Source organism: Christiangramia aestuarii, from assembly GCF_009735585.1.
GTDB lineage: Bacteria > Bacteroidota > Bacteroidia > Flavobacteriales > Flavobacteriaceae > Christiangramia > Christiangramia aestuarii.
This window is the reverse complement of record NZ_VJVW01000002.1, coordinates 787,300-805,358: the sequence shown is the minus strand read 5'-3', so window position 1 is coordinate 805,358 and position 18,059 is coordinate 787,300. Positions and strand designations below refer to the sequence as shown.

Genomic DNA, 18,059 nt, shown 5'->3' with positions numbered 1-18,059 from the left:
TGCAGGCTGCCTGTTATCTTTAATCCTTAAAAATCCCCTATGAAAAAATACAAGCCTTCATTCAATAAACCTTCCAAGAAGGATAACCAGGACGTAAGGGCCAAAAAGCACCTGGGACAACATTTTCTTACCGATGAGAATATTGCCTCAAAGATCGCAGACACCCTGAGTTTTGAAGGTTATGATAAGGTCTTGGAAATAGGCCCGGGGATGGGAGTGCTTACCAAGTATCTTCTGGAAAAAGATACCGAGGTGCACGTGATAGAGATAGATACCGAAAGCGTGGAATACCTGGAAAGTCATTACCTGCATTTAAGGGGGCGGATACACGAAAAGGATTTCCTTAAGCACGACCTTGGGCAGATCTTCAGGGATGAGCAATTCGCCATCATAGGTAACTTTCCTTATAATATCTCAACCCAGATCGTATTCAAGGTCCTGGAGATGCGGGACCAGATCCCGGAGTTTTCGGGGATGTTTCAGAAAGAAGTAGCCAAAAGGATCTGCGAAAAAGAAGGAAATAAGACTTACGGAATTTTAAGCGTGCTCACCCAGGCTTTCTATGAGGCCGAATATCTTTTTACGGTTCCGCCTTCAGTATTTAATCCGCCACCAAAAGTGGACAGCGGGGTGCTTAGGTTGAAAAGAAAGGAAAATTTTAGCCTGGACTGTAATGAAAAATTATTTTTCCGGGTGGTGAAAACCGCCTTTAATCAGCGCAGGAAAACCCTGCGGAACAGTTTAAAAACTCTTAATCTTCCCGATAATTTAAGGGAAGATGCTATCTTTGGCCTTCGGCCGGAACAACTCAGTTTCCAGCAGTTTATTGAACTGACCCAAAAAATTGAGCCGTATGCAATTTCAGCTAAGTGATGAATTAATCGACAAGATAAGATACCTCATTGAAGAAAGGAAAGATGAGGAGATCCTGCTGCACCTGGAAGAGGTGCACCATGCCGATATTGCTGAAATTCTTACCGAGCTTGATGTTGAAGAAGCCACTTACATTGTAAAGCTTCTTAATAGTGAGCAAACGGCAGAGGCTCTTATGGAGCTGGAAGAAGATCGCCGGGAACGCATCCTGGAAGGTCTTTCGCCAAAGGAGATCGCCGATGAGCTTAACGAGATGGATACCGATGACGCGGCCGATATCATCTCTGAACTTTCCCTTGAACTACAGCAGGATGTAATTTCTGAAATCACCGATGAGCAGCACGCCGATGATATCGTGGAGCTGTTGAGGTATGACGAGAATTCTGCCGGTGGTTTAATGGCGAAGGAGCTGGTAAAGGTAAGCGAGAACTGGAGTGTTACCGGTTGCATGACCGAAATGCGCAAACAGGCCGAAAATGTTACCCGGGTACATTCTATCTACGTGGTAGATGACAAGAACAAGCTAAAAGGAAGACTTTCCCTGAAAGATTTGCTTACTGCATCGAGCGATGCCAATATCAGCGATATTTACATCCCTAGTGTAGATTACGTGAATGTGCACACCGAAGGGGAAGAAGTGGCCCGTATCATGCAGAAGTATGACCTGGAAGCCATTCCCGTTGTCGATGAAATGGGACGCCTGGTGGGGCGTATCACCATTGATGATATCGTAGACTTTATCAAGGAGGAAGCTGAAAAGGATTACCAGATGGCTGCTGGTATCTCTGAAGATGTCGAGGCAGATGATAGTATCTGGAGGCTTACCCGCGCCCGTTTACCCTGGCTGATCCTGGGACTTTTTGGTGGTCTTGGAGCCGTCTATGTTATGAAAGGTTTTGAGGAAGCCCTCGCTAATTACGTGGAACTCTTCTTTTTTACCCCGCTTATCGCCGCAATGGCGGGTAATGTGGGGGTGCAATCCAGCGCGATCATCGTGCAGGGACTTGCCAACGATAATCTTCGGGGCAGTCTCTTTAACCGACTTCTGAAAGAGATAGGTCTTACGCTCATAAACGGGGTGGTTTTAGGTATCCTGGTCGTAATATTTGGCTTTATAGTAGGCCAGCCACAAATTGTGAGCTTTACCATAGCCCTGGCCCTGATCACGGTGATCATCATCGCCGCACTTATTGGTACTTTCGTTCCCATCATTCTGGACAAACAGGGTATAGACCCGGCCATCGCTACCGGTCCTTTTATTACCACCAGTAATGATATTTTCGGGATCTTTATATTCTTTTACCTGGCCAAGACCATCCTCGGTTTTTAGAAACAGTTCCCGATTTTTTCGGGTACCCATATCATTCTTTATCTTTGTAGGTCCGTTTTTCGATAAGCATTTATTGAAGCGGAAAAGCTATTTTTATATTAATCTGAAAAAGAGAGAACAATGATCATTCTACATGCCGATACCAATCATCCAAGCTTGATGAAAAAACTGGCGGAGGCAGGACATCATAATATTGAAGGATACGAACAAAGCAGGGAGGAGACCTTGCAAAACCAGCATTTATACGACGGCATCGTGATTAGAAGCCGTTACAAGATAGACCGTGAATTTATAGATGCGGCCCCTAACCTTAAATTCATTGCCAGGGTTGGTGCAGGCCTTGAAAGTATAGATGTGGACTACGCCCGGGAGAGAGGCATCAAACTATTTTCGGCGCCGGAAGGGAATATGAACGCCGTTGGGGAACATGCCCTTGGAATGTTATTATCCCTTTTCAACCGGTTGAACAAAGCCGATAAAGAGGTTCGTGAAGGCCTGTGGCACCGAGAGGAAAATCGAGGTGTAGAGCTGGATGGAAAGACCGTGGGCATCATCGGTTATGGAAATATGGGGAAGGCTTTTGCCAAAAAGCTTCGGGGTTTTGAGGTAGACACTATCTTCTATGATATCAAAGACGGGATAGGTGATGACAACGCCCGGCAGGTAGACTATGACGAATTTTTCGAAAAGGCCGACGTGGTAAGCCTGCACACTCCCTTAACCGAGGATACTAATCAGATGATCAATAAGGAGTTTATCTCAAAATTCAAAAAACCATTCTGGCTAATCAATACTGCCAGGGGTAAATGCGTGGTCACCGCAGACCTGGTAGAAGCCCTTAAAGAGGAAAAAGTATTGGGTGCAGGCCTGGACGTGCTGGAATATGAGAAATCTTCTTTCGAAAGCCTTTTCGGCAACAAAAAGAATGTATCCATAAGTGCGGCAGATCCAATCCCGGAAGCATTAAGGGAACTCATGTTCATGCCTCACACCTTACTTAGCCCACACGTGGCAGGTTGGACGGTTGAATCTCATAAAGGCCTGGCTACGGTGATCGCAGATAAGATCATTGCCGAGTTTGGTGAAGGCGATAAAAATTAGAATTATGAAAAATAGGGTTACAGGTTTAGGCGGATTTTTCTTTAAGGCAAAAGATCCTGATAATGTAAAAAGCTGGTATAACCGGCATTTAGGGTTAAATACAGACCAATATGGCTGTACCTTCTGGTGGAAGGATAAGGAAGGAAATGACTGCTCGACTCAATGGAGCCCGATGAACGAGGATACCGATTATTATAAGCCTTCCGAAAAACCATTTATGATGAACTTCAGGGTGGAAAACCTTGAAGAATTGCTGAAGACCCTGAAAGAAGAAGGAGTAAAGGTGGTTGGAGAGATGGAAACCTACGAGTATGGGAAGTTTGGATGGATCATGGATCCTGAAGGAAACAAGATCGAGCTCTGGGAGCCGGTAGATAAGGTTTTCAAGGATCAGTAAATCTCTTAGGTGAATTGTAAGACTGAGTGCAGTCGAAGCCTCGTTTAATCTCAAAAAATAAAAAGGCTACTAAAAAATCATTTCCGTCAAGCTGAACTTGTTTCAGCTTCTCTTTGATGAGATCCTGAAACAAGTTCAGGATGACGTTTATTTTTAAGTAGCCTTTTATTATATATTATTATGCCTATTAACCTAGCTGGCTAAGCTCTATCAAGGCAGATTTTATAGGTTCTTCCCCTTCGATACATTCAAAAGTTACATTTTTAACCAGTGGATCTGCCAGTGACATAACCAGAATAAAGGCGACATCGTCTCTGGAGATTTCCCCACGTTCATTAAGGGTTTCTTTGGCAACCTTCACCTTGGCAAGGCCAAGATCGTCGGTAAGGGCTCCTGGCCTAACGATAGTATAGTTAAGACCACTTTCCCTAAGGTATTCGTCAGCTTCCTGTTTGGCTTCCAGGTAATGCCTCAGGTCTTCGTTCTTGGAAGGGTCGTCTGCTCCCATGGAACTTAGCATCACGAACTTTTTCACCTTGGCTTTTTTAGCCGCGTCGATCAGTTTTTTAGCTCCATCGCGGTCTACCGCATCGGTCTTGTCCGGGCCTGTTTTACTTCCCGAACCCGCAGCGAAGATCACTTTGTCTATTCCTTTCATGGTGTGGCTCACATCGCCTTCAAGGTCACCCATAACGGCCTCCACTTCCATGTCTTCAAATTGCTGTCTTTGCTCTTCTTTCCTGATAAGCGCTAACGGATTGAAATTTTCAGAACTATTAAGAATTTCGATCACTCTTTTTCCTGTATGACCGGTCGCGCCGGCTATCAATATATTTTCCATAGTTTTTTCTTCTATTTTATTGCTTGAAACAAGATAAGAAGCTTGTCAAACATTACCCAGTCAGAAGCCACTAATAACAGTATCTTAACAATGGCAAGCCTATTTGCCGAATGCACCGGCTCTTTCTTCCAGTTCTTTCTGAAATTCTTCCATCACCGGTTTCACGGTACTTTCGGGAAGATCGGCGATCCTAATGTACATTAATCCATCTACGGCATCGTTGAACAATGGATCCACATTAAAAGCGACGACCTTGGCGTTCTGCTTGATGTATTTTTTGATAAGTACGGGCAGGCGCAGGTTTTCGGTCTCCAGCTCGTCGATGATCTTGTCGAACTTGTTAAGATCGGCCTCGCTTTCGTCGAAAACCAGGTCTTTATCGGCATCCTCCAGTTTGACCTTGAATTCCTTTTTAGGCCTTACATATTGGGCGACATAAGGATCGTAATAATTGGACTTCATGAACTCGATCATGAGAGACTTTGAGAAATTACTGAACTTGTCACTAATGGTAACCCCGCCAATAAGATAATTATGCTCGGGGAACCTCAGGGTGCAGTGCACGATCCCTTTCCAAAGCAGGAACAGGGGCATGGGTTTTTGCTGATATTCCTTGATGATAAAGGCTCTGCCCATTTCTATGGACTGGCTCATCATTTTATGCAGTTCCGGCTCGAACCTGAAAAGGTCCTGCAGGTAGAAACCGTCAATGCCATGATTGGCGTAGATCTCGTTGCCCATTCCCATTCTGTAGGCCCCGGCTATCTTTTCGGCTTCGTTATCCCAGAGAAAAAGGTGATGATAATATTCATCGAACTTATCCAGGTCTATGCTGTTATTGGTTCCTTCGCCTACTTCCCGGAAAGTGATCTCGCGCAACCTTCCAATCTCGTTCAGGATGTTAGGGATCACCTCGCGTTTGGCCAGGAAAACCTCGTAATTCTTGCTCTGCAGGAGACGTTTGTCCATTTTCCGGCAATTATCCACCTCGATCTTCATGAGTTCTGAATTGGTCTCCTCGGCGATCTGTTTCGGCGAGCGCGGGATCTTGATCTTTTTGGGCAGACTTCCTAATAGTTTCTTCTTTTCAAATACATTGGCCAGCATATAGGTTTTACGGCGCAGAAAGGCGGTGTAGGCTTCCAGGTTAGAATGCTCCTGCTGGTCTTCCACAGAAATTGGATGACCAACTCTTACCTTGATCTTACGTTTTCGCTGGCTTAGCATTTCACTGGGTAACTTTGCCGTTCTAAGCACATCGCTGAAAGAGGCCAGGCGGTAGAAGAACAGGCTGTTCTTCGCATGAAAATAAATGGGGACCACCGGCACCTTAGATCTTTGTATCAGTTTCATGGCCGAGGGCTCCCAGGGCCGGTCCACGATCATCTTTTTATCGCGATAAGTAGAAACCTCACCGGCAGGAAAGATGCCTAATGCGTTTCCTTCCTTGAGGTGTTGGAGCGCATTTTTCATTCCGCCCAGGCTGGATTTCGCTTCCTTATGATCTTCAAAAGGATTTACCGGAAGGATGTATGGTCGAAGCGGGTCTAGTCTATGCAGGAGAAAATTGGCGATCACCTTGTAATCCGGTCGTTTTTCCAGGACCAGCTTCATCAGGATCATCCCATCTATTCCTCCAAGAGGGTGGTTAGAAATGGTGATAAAAGGTCCTTCCTTAGGGATCCTTTTCAGGTCCTTTTCGGGGATCTCGTAATCTATTTCGAATTCCTTCAGGATGGATTCAATGAAATCTGTACCCTTCAGGTTCTTGCGTTTGTCGTATTCCTTGTTGATTCGGGAAAGTTTCGTGGTCTGCAGGACAAGCCAGCCAATTCCGGTTCCCAGGAAGCCAAACTTACGAAGGTTCATAACATTGGCTACTTCTTTGGCACTAACGATTCCCATGATTGATTGGTTTAGTTCAATCAAAAATAAGAAATCAAAATTTAGTTTTCGGCAACTAGTTGCATAGTGTTCTGGGTAAGCTGTTTCAGAAGCACGTTTTTATCCTTTTCCAGCTCATTGATCGCGGACTGGTTGAAATGTCTGATGGTGTACAGGGAAACCCCGGTCTTATAATCTACCTTGTACCTGGCCTTAAGGTGCTGGATAAGCTTTTCCAGCTGGTTGAACTTATTGTCTACACACACCCTGAAGCTGATCGCAGAATTCTGAATAAGGTCTACCTTCATCTGGTATTGATGGAAGAGTTTAAAGATCTCTGAAATATTCTCTTCTACCATAAAAGAGAAATCCCGGGAAGACAGGGAGATCAAAACCTGCTCTTTTTTTACGATAAAACAGGGGATTTCCGGGAAAAGGGTTTTCCCCTTGCTCACCGCAGTTCCTTCACCCTTAGGATCGATAAATGATCTTACAAAAAGAGGGATCTCTTTTCTCTGTAAAGGCTGAAGGGTTTTGGGGTGAATTACAGAAGCCCCGTAAAATGCAAGTTCGATGGCCTCTTCATAAGAGATCTGGTTAAGCAGTTCGGCTTTGTTGAAATAACGCGGATCGGCGTTTAGAACTCCTGGCACATCTTTCCAGATGGTCACATTTTCAGCATTAAGACAGTAGGCCAGGATAGCGGCAGAATAATCTGAACCCTCCCGTCCCAGCGTGGTCGTAAAATTATTGGGATCTGAAGCAATGAAACCCTGGGTGATATTAAGTTTTTTTGGATCTATTCTCTTTTGTATGCGGTCCTGGGTCTTGGTCCAGTTCACCTGGGCATCACGATATGTGCTGTCGGTTTTTATAAGATCCCGGGCATCTACCCAGTTGGCTTCTAAATGTTGAGAATTAAGATAAGCGCTTACGATAGAGGTGGAGATCAATTCCCCGTAAGAAACTATCTGGTCGTACACAAAATCGTATTGCTTAGACCTGTTATGTTGTAAAAAGTTCTCGAGTTCGGTGAATTGCGAATTAATGGTTTCGAAGATCGACGCCCGGTTGTCTGGAAAAAGTTCTTCGGCGATCGCCAAATGATAATCCTTAACCTCCTTAAGACTGGTCGGGATCCTGAAAGAGCTCAGGTAATCCTTTACCACCACTTCCAGCGCGTTGGTGGTCTTCCCCATAGCCGAAACGACGATTAGTTTATTCTCGCTGCCGGTTTCATTAAGTACTTTGATCAGATTTTTAACTCCTTCGGCATCCTTTACAGATGCGCCACCAAACTTGTAAACTTTGATCACTATTCTCCTATATTTTTTTGTATTCCGCTTTCTTCCATATGTACGGTTTTCCAGCTTTCCTTGATCTCGGCTCCGGTATTTTCATAAAACTCGATCGCGTTCCGGTTACCTTCAGAAACCACCCATTCTATTCGCTTTACGCCGTGCTCGTGACCGTATTTTACTACCTGCTGGTAAAGTGCCCCACCTAGACCTGTGCCGCGCATCTTTTCACGAACAATAAGGTCTTCCAGGTGAACCGTTCTTCCTTTCCAGGTTGAGAATCTGAAATATACCAGCGCCATTCCTTCTATCTTTCCTTCTACATCGGCTACAAAGCATTTAAAATTGCCATTATCGAAGCCTTCTTTTTCAAGATCGGCTACGCTTACTTCAACGTCGTCCAGATGGTTTTCGTGTTCCGCGAGTTCTTTGATGAGTTCAAGAACATCATCCATATCTTCTCTCCTGGCTTCTCTAATAGTATATTTCATTTGTTTCTGTTTTTTTGGTTTTTAATCGGTCAAATGTAATTCGCCAATGATCCAATCTTTTAGATTAAGAATGCTTTTATGGCTCCTTTCATTATCCACGATCTTTAACAAAAATAAGGATTGATATTCACATCCTTATTAATACGGTCTTAAAGGATACCTTTATTTTCCAGATATTCATGCATGGCCTGCTCGTCCATTTGTACGGTGTCCCACACTTCCATCACCTCGGCACCGGTTCTTCGGTAAAAATCTGCTGCATCCTTGTTCCAGTTAAGTACTACCCATTCGGTACGTTTTACCTTCTGGTCTTTGGCATATTTGATCACCTCAGTATAGAGAGCAGATCCAAGCCCCTTCCCGCGAAATTCCTCTCTTACGATAAGGTCTTCCAGGTGTACCGTTTTACCCTTCCAGGTGGAATACCTGAAGTAAACCAGCGCCATGCCTTCAATTTTACCATCGATCTCTCCCACGAAACAGTGAAAGGCAGGGTTCTCTCCAAAACCGTCGCGAATAAGGTCATTTTCGTCTATGATCACCGCCTCCGGCTCCTTTTCAAAAACAGCCAGTTCATTGATGAGGCTTAGAACCTCTTTCATATCTTCCTTGCGCGCCTCACGTATGTTAATTTCCATCTAAAAAGTTTTAGACAAAAATAAACAATAGTACTATTGTCAACGAAAACGTTGTAGTAAGTTTAAATTTTAATATTTTAGCCGTCAAATTCACTTTAACCATGCCTAAGCCAAACCAGAGCCTTGGAGAATTTATCATCGAAAATCAGGCAGATTTTCCCGGTTCTTCAGGAGAGCTTTCCAGATTGATCAATTCCTTAAGACTTGCCGCCAAAGTGGTGAACCACGAGGTTAACAAGGCCGGACTGGTGGATATTATCGGGGCTTATGGCGAAACCAACGTTCAGGGTGAAGACCAGCAAAAACTGGATGTTTATGCCAATAATAAATTCATTCAGACGCTTACCAACAGGGAGATCGTTTGCGGAATAGCTTCTGAAGAAAATGACGATTTTATCCAGATCGAGGGGCATAAAGGCGATCACCAGAACAAGTACGTGGTTTTGATGGATCCGCTGGATGGCAGCTCGAATATAGACGTAAACGTTTCGGTAGGTACGATCTTTTCAATTTATAAAAGAGTAACACCTGTGGGAACTCCTGTGCAGCAGGAAGATTTTCTGCAACCGGGAAATAAACAGGTTGCGGCCGGGTATATTATTTATGGGACCTCTACCATGCTGGTATATACCACTGGTTGCGGCGTGAATGGTTTTACGCTGAACCCTGCTCTGGGTTCCTGGTACCTTTCTCATCCAGACATGAAATTTCCTGAGGAAGGTCGAATCTATTCCATCAACGAGGGGAACTATATACATTTCCCGCAGGGTGTGAAAGACTATATCAAGTATTGCCAGGAAGAAGAGGGTGACCGCCCTTATACCTCCAGGTATATAGGTTCGATGGTTTCAGATATTCATCGCAATATGATCAAGGGTGGCATCTTTATGTACCCAAAAAGCTCCAAGAACAACAGCGGTAAGCTCAGGCTCCTTTACGAATGCAATCCCATGGCTTTCCTTACGGAACAGGCCGGGGGTAAGGCCAGTGACGGCTTTAAAAGGATACTGGATATCCAGCCTACAGAATTACACCAGCGTGTGCCTTTTTTCTGCGGAAGCAGGAAAATGGTTGAAAAAGCTGAGGAATTTATGGCAAAAGCTGAAGCTAAAGGTCAGGCTCAGTCGTTCTCCTTTTCAAGTAAATAACGGTAATCGTCAAAACTTAGCTGCCCGCTGAAGATCTGTATGGATCTTTTAATGATACCTTCAGAAGCCTGGCTTGAGAAACCAAGACCAATCGCGTATTTCTTGATAAGTTCTGTCTCCTCGTCGTCTATGATATGGTCTGCAAAGATGATCTTGAAAAGGTCGTGCAGGCGTTCTAGTCTTCTTTCGATACTGTTATAAGACGAAAGCGGAAAAGCCTTAGGGTTTTCAAGCACCTTATCGTACTCTTCCTGACTAATATCAAGTTTCCTGGCGAATCGCTTCAATAGAAGTTCTTCGTCTTCATTAATTTCTCCATCAACGGCTGCAAGGTTGACAATAGAGGCGAAATGGCTAAGATTTCGAAGGTGCTCTCCCGAGCCAAATAAATCTGAAAAGGACATTCTTGTACTGGTTTTATACTACAAATATAGTTAAACAGGCAAGTTTTTAGTACCAAAGCATGGCTAAATTAAGCTTCGGCAATCGCTAATCTTTTCTTAATCCTTTTCGGTTCCTATATCTATTATTTAAATTCCTTTTTCTTCTATGTAAATATGAAAACACCCTTACTGGTATTTAACGATAAAGGAATCTATTGCGAGGCGGCAGATGTCTATCTGGATCCCTGGAGGCCGGTAGATAAGGCCATTATTTCTCATGGGCATGCCGATCATTCCCGCTGGGGGCACAAGAAATATATCACCCATCACAGCAACGTTCCAATTATAAGGCATAGGCTAGGGGAAATTCAGGTTACAGGAAAAGAATGGAATGAAAGCTTCACTATAAACGGCGTGAAATTTTCGCTGCATCCTGCCGGCCATATCATAGGTTCTTCGCAGATTAGGGTAGAGCATAAGGGCGAGGTCTGGGTCTTTACCGGCGATTATAAGACCGAAGATGACGGCGTAGCGGTGCCCTACGAGCCGGTGAATTGTGATACCTTCATTACCGAATGTACTTTTGGACTTCCCGCCTTTAAGTGGACTCCCCAGAAGCAGGTATTCGAAGATATCAACAACTGGTGGCAGCAGAACCAGGAGGATGGAAGGACCTCGGTATTATTCGGTTATTCCCTGGGGAAGGCGCAACGCTTATTAAAACACCTGGATACTTCTATTGGCAAAATCTATACGCATGGAGCCATTGAAAACATGACCGAGGTTCTGCGCGATCAGATGGATTTCCCTGAGACTATACGCATAACTCGCGAAACCAAAAAAGACGAAATAAAAGGCAATATTGTCCTGGCGCCGGGAAGCGCACACGGCACTACCTGGATCAAAAAAATGGTGCCTTATGTCACTGCTTCAGCCAGCGGATGGATGACCTTTCGCGGCGCTCGCAGGAGAAGGGCCATAGACAAGGGATTCGTATTAAGCGATCATTGTGATTGGCAGGGCTTGCTCACCTCTATTAAAGAAACCGGTTGCGAAAAAGTGATCTGTACCCATGGGTATACCGATATATTTTCCAGGTTCCTAAGGGAGCAGGGATATGACGCGAGAACCGAGGAAACCCAGTACGAAGGTGAAACCGGGCAGATGGAAGCTGAAAAAGAAAAGGAATGAAGGCATTTGCAGATCTTATAAAAACCCTGGACAGTACCAATAAGACCACACTTAAAGTGGCCGCGCTCACTGAATATTTCAGGATCGCGCCACCAAAAGATAAGGTCTGGACCATTGCCATTCTTAGTCATAGACGCCCCCCGAGGCCGGTGAATACAACCCTTATGCGTGAATGGGCTTCAGAGCTTGCTAAAATTCCCTTGTGGCTTTTCGAGGAATCCTACCATATCGTGGGAGACCTTGCCGAAACCATTGCGCTGGTGATTCCACCTTCAGAAGAATCTACAGAAAAAAGCCTTAACCAGTTCCTGCACGAGATCATTGAGCTCAAAAAAAAGCCGGAAGAGGAGAAAAAGGAATACCTGTTTGAGAACTGGCTTAACCTTAATTATTACGAGCGATTTGTTTTCACCAAGCTAATCACGGGAAGTTTCCGCATCGGGGTAAGCCAGAAACTAATGACCAGGGCCCTTTCCAAGGCAACTGATATCGACGAGGACATCCTGGCCTATAAACTTATGGGAAACTGGGAGCCGTCGAAGATCAGCTTTAATAAACTTATTCTCGAAGAAAACCAAGAGGATTTCCTTTCCAAGCCCTATCCTTTTTACCTGGCATACGCGATAGAAGATGAGCCTGAAGAACTGGGAGATGTTTCAGAGTGGAGCGCTGAGCATAAATGGGACGGCATCAGGTCTCAGGTGATCATAAGGAATGACGAGCTTTTTGTGTGGAGCCGAGGCGAAGAGCTGGTAACCGATAAGTATCCCGAGTTCGAGGCTTTTGTTGAAGCCATTCCCAACGGCACGGTGATAGATGGTGAAATCCTCCCATTTCCAAAAGGCGAAATAGGAACTTTTAAGGACCTGCAAACCAGGATAGGCCGAAAGAACGTCACCAAGAAATTATTAAAAAAGACACCGGTTATCCTCAAGGCATACGATATCCTGGAATGGGAAGGAGAGGACATCAGGGATACCGCTTTTGGGAAGCGCAGGGAAATACTTGAAAAATTATATCACGAGGTACAATCTGAAGAACTGCCCTTGCATTTATCTGAAACCATACAGTTCAAAAACTGGGAAGAAGCCGCCCGGGAAAGGGAAAATTCCCGTGAAGTAAAATCTGAAGGTCTTATGCTGAAAAGACTGGATTCACCTTACCTCGTAGGTAGGAAGAAAGGCGACTGGTGGAAATGGAAGGTAGACCCGCTTACCATAGACGCCGTGCTTACTTATGCTATGCGAGGTCATGGCCGCCGAAGCAACCTTTTTACAGATTATACCTTCGGTCTTTGGGATAGTGAAAAGGAGGAACTGGTAACCTTTGCCAAAGCTTATTCCGGCCTAACCGATAAGGAATTCCGGCAACTGGATGCCTGGATAAAGAAGAATACACTGGAAAGGTTCGGGCCCGTAAGAAGTGTCACCCCGCATCATGTTTTCGAGATCGCTTTCGAGGGCATCGCAGAATCTAAAAGACATAAGAGCGGTGTGGCGACCAGGTTCCCCAGGATCTTACGCTGGCGAACCGATAAGAAGATCGAGGAGGCCAATACCCTGGAAGACCTCAAAGCCCTGATCCCATAGCAGCTATTTTCTCCTCGCCATGGCCAGGATCTCGGTTTCGAACTTCTCTTCGTCGTTAAGGATCTGGAAGAACTCTTCAATAAACAGCAAAGTCGAAAAGTACTCTTTATCATCTTCAAACAGCTGCTCACAGTCCTGGATTGCCTTTAACAAGGCAGGTCGATTATTCAGAAATTCGAGCCTTACCTCGTGAAAAAGTTTAGGTTCCCGCTGGAAGCCACGATACATTCTTTGGGTCACCCTTTCTATGCTTAGTTTTTCATTATTTATCTGGGAAACCGTGGCATAACTGGTATTCACCATTCCGGCCATATCAAAATCATAGGGTATGGGAATGATCTCACCTTCGCGGAAAATAAGTTTGGAATTATGCTGGTAAGCGTTCGAGAAATCTGTATTGCCGATCATGAATTGAAAAAAAGAGTTGCGCACCGATTCCCTGGCGTTATGGTTCATGGGATGTATGTTAGATTCGATCACCTTACCGCCTATCCGCTCGGCCACATGTTTATCGTCTTCAATAAAAAAGGCCATGACTTCGTGGATCTTGGTCTTATTGCTTCTTAATTCCTCGTATTTCAGGTTAGTCAGCCTGGTCTTGAAATGATACGGAGATACCACTTCATAAAGCTTGTAAGCAAGGTATTCCTTGATCACATTATCGTTCATGTCCCGTTGGATCAGGCAGGGCAGTACCATTTTCAGGTTCTTGTGACTTTCAAAAGGGGTGTCTTTAGATTCCTTCTTTTTGATCTTGACCTTTAAAGGAGCATAATAACAATGCTCTAGACGGAAATTTCCGCGGCGGCGCAGCCTTACTTCGAGTGAATCCCAGGCATGATCTAGGTTTTCATATTTCAGGTAAGTATAAATATAGGTGGAATCGTTGGTGTCTTTTTTAATATCTTTATTAGAGTATCTAAGCGAAATGTTCATGATCCCCTCATTCTGAAATAGTTCATATTCCGCAGGGAAAGACTGTTCCTTAACTTCCTGTGCGTAAGAGGTGAAAAAGGATGAAACCTGAATCAGAATTAAAAGGATAGTTCGCTTATCCATAATATTGGCATATATTTATCTAAAATATTAAAAATCAGATCATTAGAAAGTATTTCTCCATAATTAATTACAGGACGTTCGTGACCTTGCTTATTTCAGCTTTGATCACTTTCCTGTGTCTTAGGTTCGGGCTCAACTTCAATGTGGACCTTACCCTGCTTAGTATTGCCATTATCTTTCCGCTGGTATTTACCATTCGAGGCTCCTTCAAACGAAGGGAGAAGGCCCTGGAGCATCTGAGTGATTTTATTTGCGCGGTAAAAACGGTGAAGTATTTTCTGCTAAGCAGTGACGACCTGACCCAGGAACAAAAAGATGAAGCCGAAAAAATGCTGGTTGAGATCAATAACAAAACCCTGCAGCATCTGGCCATGCGTGACAATGACATTAAACGCCTGGACGAGAATTCCCATAAGGTATATAAGTACGTGCTGGATGAGGGAGAGCTTATTCCAACCAAGCTAAAAGATCGCATCTTCAAATACATGAAAGATATGCATGAATGTATCGAGAACCTGCACGCGATACATTCCCATAGGACGCCCATTAGTCTTATGGCCTATTGTGAGATCTTCATCTATATATTTCCATTCATTTATGCACCCACCATTATTTATAATCTAGGTATGCAGGGGGCAGACTGGGTGGCTTATTTTATAGTTTTATTAACCCAGTTTATTCTAATCTCTTTGTATAATATCCAGAATCAGCTTGAATATCCTTTTGATAATATCGGGATGGACGATATCAATCTCAATAACTTTAAAATAGAGCGTTAATGCCTCATTGACTATAGATGTACCCAAGTTTTATCATGAATAAAATACCCTCTGGATTTTGAACAGGGCTGAACTTATAAAGCTCGCCGAAACCTGGTTTGCTGAAAATGACTGGAAACCATTCAAATTTCAGAAAGATACCTGGAAAGCTTACCTGCAGAAAAAGAACGGTTTGCTGAATGCGCCCACCGGTAGCGGTAAGACGTATGGACTTTGGGTGCCCATTGTGTTAGACTACATTAAAAAAAATCCCGACTATAAAACCAAGCATAAAAAAGGATTAAAAGCGATCTGGATCACACCTTTAAGGGCGCTTTCAGTAGAGATAGAACAGGCAGCGAAAAGGTTTGCCGAAGGAATGGGAGCCCATTTATCGGTTGGAATAAGGACCGGTGATACCACCCAGAAGGAAAGAGCCGCCCAGAAAAAATCCATGCCAGACCTGCTTATTACCACTCCCGAAAGTCTGCACCTCCTGCTGTCTTCCAAGGACTATAAGAAAATGTTCAAGAATTTACAGGCCGTGGTGGTAGATGAGTGGCATGAATTGCTGGGCTCAAAAAGAGGCGTGCAGGTAGAATTGGGATTATCCCGCCTTAAGACTGTTTCCAAAGACCTGCGTATCTGGGGGATCTCGGCAACCATCGGTAACCTGGAACAGGCGAGGGAAGTCTTGCTGGGGCCTAATTCTCAAGCCCTAAAGAATTCAGTAATGGTAAAGGCCAATCTCAATAAGAAGATCGAGGTGAAGTCTATCATTCCAGACAAAATGGAGAAATTTCCGTGGAGGGGGCACCTGGGTTTGCATCTTATCGATGAGGTTGTGCCTATCATTAAAAGCTCAAGAACCACTTTACTTTTTACCAATACCAGGTCGCAATGCGAGATCTGGTTTCAGAAGCTAATGGCCAAATATCCCGAATTTGCCGGTGAGGTGGCCATGCACCACGGAAGTATAAACAAGGAGACCCGTTTATGGGTGGAGCAGGCGATAAGGAATGAGAGTTTAAAGGCGGTGGTTTGTACTTCCAGCCTGGACCTTGGTGTGGATTTCGCTCCTGTGGAAACCATTGTCCAGATAGGCGGACCTAAAGGTGTGGCCAGGTTTTTACAAAGGGCAGGGCGTAGCGGCCATCAACCGGGAAAAGTAAGCCTTATCTATTTCCTGCCTACCCATGCCATTGAGCTTATTGAAGCCTCTGCCCTGCAAAAAGCGGTGGTCAAGAAGGCGGTGGAAGACAGGGTCCCATATTTGATGAGCTATGATGTGCTGGTACAATACCTTAATACCCTAGCGGTTTCAGATGGGTTCTATCCTAAAGAGATTTTTCCCGAGATCGCTTCGACCTTCTGCTTCCAGGGAATTACCGAGGAAGAATGGCTTTGGATCCTGAATTTTATTACCAAGGGGAGCCAGAGCCTGCAGGCTTACGATGAGTACAAAAAAGTGGAAATTGAGGAGGATGGCAGGTTCAAGATCAACAAACGCGGGGTGGCCATGCGACACAGGCTTCAGATAGGGACCATTGTAAGTGATGCCATGCTGAGCGTTAAATATATGAAAGGCGGTTATATAGGAACCATCGAAGAGTGGTTCATTTCCAAGCTAAATCCCGGCGATGTGTTCACCTTTGCGGGCAGGAACCTGGAGCTGGTGAGAATAAAGAACATGCAGGTACTGGTAAAAAAGTCATCAAAAAAGACTTCCAAGGTTCCCAGCTGGATGGGTGGCAGGATGACCTTTTCAGCGCAGATGAGTGAACTGCTTAGGGAAGAAATGTATAATGCCGCAACTCTGGAGGAGCGCAGGGAAACTTCACGAGAACTAATCTCTCTGAAGCCCATATTTGAAAGACAGCAAAAGGAATCCATCATCCCTAAAAGCGATGAATTCCTGATAGAGACTTTCAAAACCCGGGAAGGTTACCACGCTATTTTTTACCCGTTCGAAGGCCGGTTCGTGCATGAAGCCCTGGGAAGCCTGCTGGCTTACCGTATAAGTCTACTGTCGCCCATCAGTTTTTCCATAGCCTTCAATGATTATGGTTTCGAATTACTATCAGATCAAGAGATAGATATGCAGCAGGTACTGGATAATAACCTTTTTACTTCAGAATATTTAATGGACGATCTCTATAAGAGTCTGAACGCAACCGAAATGGCGCGGCGCAAATTCCGTGATATTGCCGTGGTTTCAGGCCTCGTATTTACCGGTTATCCCAACAAACTGGTAAAAAGCAAGCATCTTCAGTCTAATTCGCAACTGCTTTTCAGCGTTTTCAGGGACTATGAAGATGATAATCTTTTATATCAGCAGGCGTTCCGGGAAACTTTTGAACACCAGCTGGAAGAAGGCCGTTTAAGACTTTCGCTGGAACGGATCGCTGCTCAGAAGATCGTCTGGAGAAAATGTGAAAAACCAACTCCCTTTTCCTTCCCGATAATTACCGACAGGTTAAGGGAAAAGCTTTCTTCAGAAAAAATTGAAGACAGGATAAAGAGGATGCTGGAACAGCTGGAGAAGTGATTATTCCCTTAGTTGTTTTTCGAGGTAATGCCTTACCAGCTCGGTGGTTAGTCCAAAGGCCACATGGGCGAAAAGTTCATTGAACTGCATCCTAACTGGTACATCTGTAGGTTTGGGTTCCAGCCCGAGAATAGGTAGCGAGGTCTCGTGGGTAGAGGCCCAGGTGGTAGCGCCAAAAATAACCCCGTCCGTCGGCCTTAGACCTAAGCGATCCTTTTTTCCGTAGCCATAGGCAGCGCCTAGTGAACCTCCTACAGGCAGGTTTACCAGTTGTTCAGCAATAGCTTCGTTTTGGGTGCTTATGGGCGTCCCGGTGATCTTGGTGGAAAGGTCGTCCACGATCTTGATCTGGGCAGAGCGTTGTTCAATTTTTCTAACCGGGAGAAACTGTTCAATAAGGCTTTTTACGGCAGAGCCGGCAAGCCCGCCAACGAAGCCCGAGATAAGGCTGCGGCTGGTATTAGACATATAGTTATCCTTCTTTAGAAAAGTACTCACGCTCATAATATGTTCTTTTTTAGCTTCATTAA

At 44.6% G+C, this 18,059-nt stretch carries 17 protein-coding genes; 9 read left to right on the top strand and 8 right to left on the bottom strand.

Annotated elements, in window-relative coordinates:
- The first annotated feature begins 39 nt into the window (after positions 1 to 39).
- The 4 genes from rsmA (at position 40) to FLP08_RS07640 (ending at position 3,701) form a co-directional block, all read left to right on the top strand.
- Positions 40 to 873, top strand: a complete 834-nt coding sequence (gene rsmA / locus FLP08_RS07655) for a 16S rRNA (adenine(1518)-N(6)/adenine(1519)-N(6))-dimethyltransferase RsmA (protein WP_156275580.1) — start codon at positions 40 to 42, stop codon at positions 871 to 873.
- Positions 854 to 2,203: a magnesium transporter gene (gene mgtE, locus FLP08_RS07650; RefSeq protein ID WP_156275579.1), complete on the top strand. Its 1,350-nt coding sequence runs from the start codon at positions 854 to 856 to the stop codon at positions 2,201 to 2,203. The genes rsmA and mgtE overlap by 20 nt, the downstream gene beginning before the upstream one ends.
- A gap of 120 nt (positions 2,204 to 2,323) precedes the next feature.
- The gene (locus tag FLP08_RS07645; protein WP_156275578.1) at positions 2,324 to 3,304 is read left to right on the top strand and encodes a 2-hydroxyacid dehydrogenase; all 981 of its coding nucleotides are present in this window, start codon (positions 2,324 to 2,326) and stop codon (positions 3,302 to 3,304) included.
- 4 nt (positions 3,305 to 3,308) lie between these two features.
- Positions 3,309 to 3,701, top strand: coding sequence for a VOC family protein (locus FLP08_RS07640; protein ID WP_156275577.1), 393 nt, complete (start codon positions 3,309 to 3,311; stop codon positions 3,699 to 3,701).
- A 187-nt stretch (positions 3,702 to 3,888) separates the two neighbouring features.
- On the opposite strand, the gene FLP08_RS07635 is transcribed toward FLP08_RS07640, so the two are convergent.
- The 5 genes from FLP08_RS07635 to FLP08_RS07615 form a co-directional block, all read right to left on the bottom strand.
- Complete coding sequence (locus FLP08_RS07635; protein ID WP_156275575.1) at positions 3,889 to 4,542, bottom strand: SDR family oxidoreductase; 654 nt, start codon at positions 4,540 to 4,542, stop codon at positions 3,889 to 3,891.
- A gap of 99 nt (positions 4,543 to 4,641) precedes the next feature.
- Positions 4,642 to 6,447 carry a GNAT family N-acyltransferase gene (locus FLP08_RS07630; RefSeq protein ID WP_156275573.1) on the bottom strand — a complete coding sequence of 602 codons (1,806 nt, stop codon included), beginning with the start codon at positions 6,445 to 6,447 and terminating at the stop codon, positions 4,642 to 4,644.
- Between the two features lie 41 nt (positions 6,448 to 6,488).
- The gene (locus FLP08_RS07625) at positions 6,489 to 7,739 is read right to left on the bottom strand and encodes an aspartate kinase (protein ID WP_162430988.1); all 1,251 of its coding nucleotides are present in this window, start codon (positions 7,737 to 7,739) and stop codon (positions 6,489 to 6,491) included.
- Positions 7,740 to 7,741: 2 nt separating this feature from the next.
- Complete coding sequence (locus tag FLP08_RS07620; RefSeq protein WP_156275569.1) at positions 7,742 to 8,215, bottom strand: GNAT family N-acetyltransferase; 474 nt, start codon at positions 8,213 to 8,215, stop codon at positions 7,742 to 7,744.
- A gap of 149 nt (positions 8,216 to 8,364) precedes the next feature.
- Positions 8,365 to 8,853 (bottom strand): GNAT family N-acetyltransferase, encoded by a 489-nt coding sequence (locus FLP08_RS07615; RefSeq protein WP_156275567.1) that lies wholly within the window; start codon positions 8,851 to 8,853, stop codon positions 8,365 to 8,367.
- Positions 8,854 to 8,954: 101 nt separating this feature from the next.
- Between FLP08_RS07615 and fbp the strand changes: the two genes are divergently transcribed.
- Positions 8,955 to 10,001: a class 1 fructose-bisphosphatase gene (gene fbp, locus FLP08_RS07610; RefSeq protein WP_156275565.1), complete on the top strand. Its 1,047-nt coding sequence runs from the start codon at positions 8,955 to 8,957 to the stop codon at positions 9,999 to 10,001.
- On the opposite strand, the gene FLP08_RS07605 is transcribed toward fbp, so the two are convergent.
- The gene (locus tag FLP08_RS07605) at positions 9,974 to 10,405 is read right to left on the bottom strand and encodes a tellurite resistance TerB family protein (RefSeq protein ID WP_156275563.1); all 432 of its coding nucleotides are present in this window, start codon (positions 10,403 to 10,405) and stop codon (positions 9,974 to 9,976) included. The two genes, fbp and FLP08_RS07605, sit on opposite strands and share 28 nt — an antisense overlap.
- Positions 10,406 to 10,558: 153 nt before the next feature.
- Between FLP08_RS07605 and FLP08_RS07600 the strand changes: the two genes are divergently transcribed.
- Complete coding sequence (locus FLP08_RS07600) at positions 10,559 to 11,575, top strand: ligase-associated DNA damage response exonuclease (RefSeq protein ID WP_156275561.1); 1,017 nt, start codon at positions 10,559 to 10,561, stop codon at positions 11,573 to 11,575.
- Positions 11,572 to 13,164: an ATP-dependent DNA ligase gene (locus FLP08_RS07595; RefSeq protein ID WP_156275559.1), complete on the top strand. Its 1,593-nt coding sequence runs from the start codon at positions 11,572 to 11,574 to the stop codon at positions 13,162 to 13,164. Before FLP08_RS07600 ends, FLP08_RS07595 begins: the two co-directional genes overlap by 4 nt.
- Positions 13,165 to 13,167: 3 nt before the next feature.
- Here the strand turns inward: FLP08_RS07595 and FLP08_RS07590 are convergent, their stop codons facing one another.
- Positions 13,168 to 14,223: a hypothetical protein gene (locus FLP08_RS07590; protein WP_238388461.1), complete on the bottom strand. Its 1,056-nt coding sequence runs from the start codon at positions 14,221 to 14,223 to the stop codon at positions 13,168 to 13,170.
- 80 nt (positions 14,224 to 14,303) lie between these two features.
- Between FLP08_RS07590 and FLP08_RS07585 the strand changes: the two genes are divergently transcribed.
- Positions 14,304 to 15,002, top strand: coding sequence for a bestrophin family ion channel (locus FLP08_RS07585; RefSeq protein ID WP_162430970.1), 699 nt, complete (start codon positions 14,304 to 14,306; stop codon positions 15,000 to 15,002).
- 58 nt (positions 15,003 to 15,060) lie between these two features.
- Positions 15,061 to 17,529: a ligase-associated DNA damage response DEXH box helicase gene (locus FLP08_RS07580; protein WP_156275557.1), complete on the top strand. Its 2,469-nt coding sequence runs from the start codon at positions 15,061 to 15,063 to the stop codon at positions 17,527 to 17,529.
- Here FLP08_RS07580 and FLP08_RS07575 read toward each other — a convergent pair whose 3' ends face one another.
- Positions 17,530 to 18,033: a DUF1440 domain-containing protein gene (locus tag FLP08_RS07575; RefSeq protein WP_156275555.1), complete on the bottom strand. Its 504-nt coding sequence runs from the start codon at positions 18,031 to 18,033 to the stop codon at positions 17,530 to 17,532.
- Positions 18,034 to 18,059 lie beyond the last annotated feature (26 nt).

Coding starts and splice junctions, on each gene's coding strand:
- rsmA (WP_156275580.1), top strand. CDS start 40: ATGAAAAAATACAAGCCTTCATTCAATAAACCTTCCAAGAAGGATAAC.
- mgtE (WP_156275579.1), top strand. CDS start 854: ATGCAATTTCAGCTAAGTGATGAATTAATCGACAAGATAAGATACCTC.
- FLP08_RS07645 (WP_156275578.1), top strand. CDS start 2,324: ATGATCATTCTACATGCCGATACCAATCATCCAAGCTTGATGAAAAAA.
- FLP08_RS07640 (WP_156275577.1), top strand. CDS start 3,309: ATGAAAAATAGGGTTACAGGTTTAGGCGGATTTTTCTTTAAGGCAAAA.
- FLP08_RS07635 (WP_156275575.1), bottom strand. CDS start 4,542: ATGGAAAATATATTGATAGCCGGCGCGACCGGTCATACAGGAAAAAGA.
- FLP08_RS07630 (WP_156275573.1), bottom strand. CDS start 6,447: ATGGGAATCGTTAGTGCCAAAGAAGTAGCCAATGTTATGAACCTTCGT.
- FLP08_RS07620 (WP_156275569.1), bottom strand. CDS start 8,215: ATGAAATATACTATTAGAGAAGCCAGGAGAGAAGATATGGATGATGTT.
- FLP08_RS07615 (WP_156275567.1), bottom strand. CDS start 8,853: ATGGAAATTAACATACGTGAGGCGCGCAAGGAAGATATGAAAGAGGTT.
- fbp (WP_156275565.1), top strand. CDS start 8,955: ATGCCTAAGCCAAACCAGAGCCTTGGAGAATTTATCATCGAAAATCAG.
- FLP08_RS07605 (WP_156275563.1), bottom strand. CDS start 10,405: ATGTCCTTTTCAGATTTATTTGGCTCGGGAGAGCACCTTCGAAATCTT.
- FLP08_RS07600 (WP_156275561.1), top strand. CDS start 10,559: ATGAAAACACCCTTACTGGTATTTAACGATAAAGGAATCTATTGCGAG.
- FLP08_RS07595 (WP_156275559.1), top strand. CDS start 11,572: ATGAAGGCATTTGCAGATCTTATAAAAACCCTGGACAGTACCAATAAG.
- FLP08_RS07590 (WP_238388461.1), bottom strand. CDS start 14,223: ATGGATAAGCGAACTATCCTTTTAATTCTGATTCAGGTTTCATCCTTT.
- FLP08_RS07575 (WP_156275555.1), bottom strand. CDS start 18,033: ATGAGCGTGAGTACTTTTCTAAAGAAGGATAACTATATGTCTAATACC.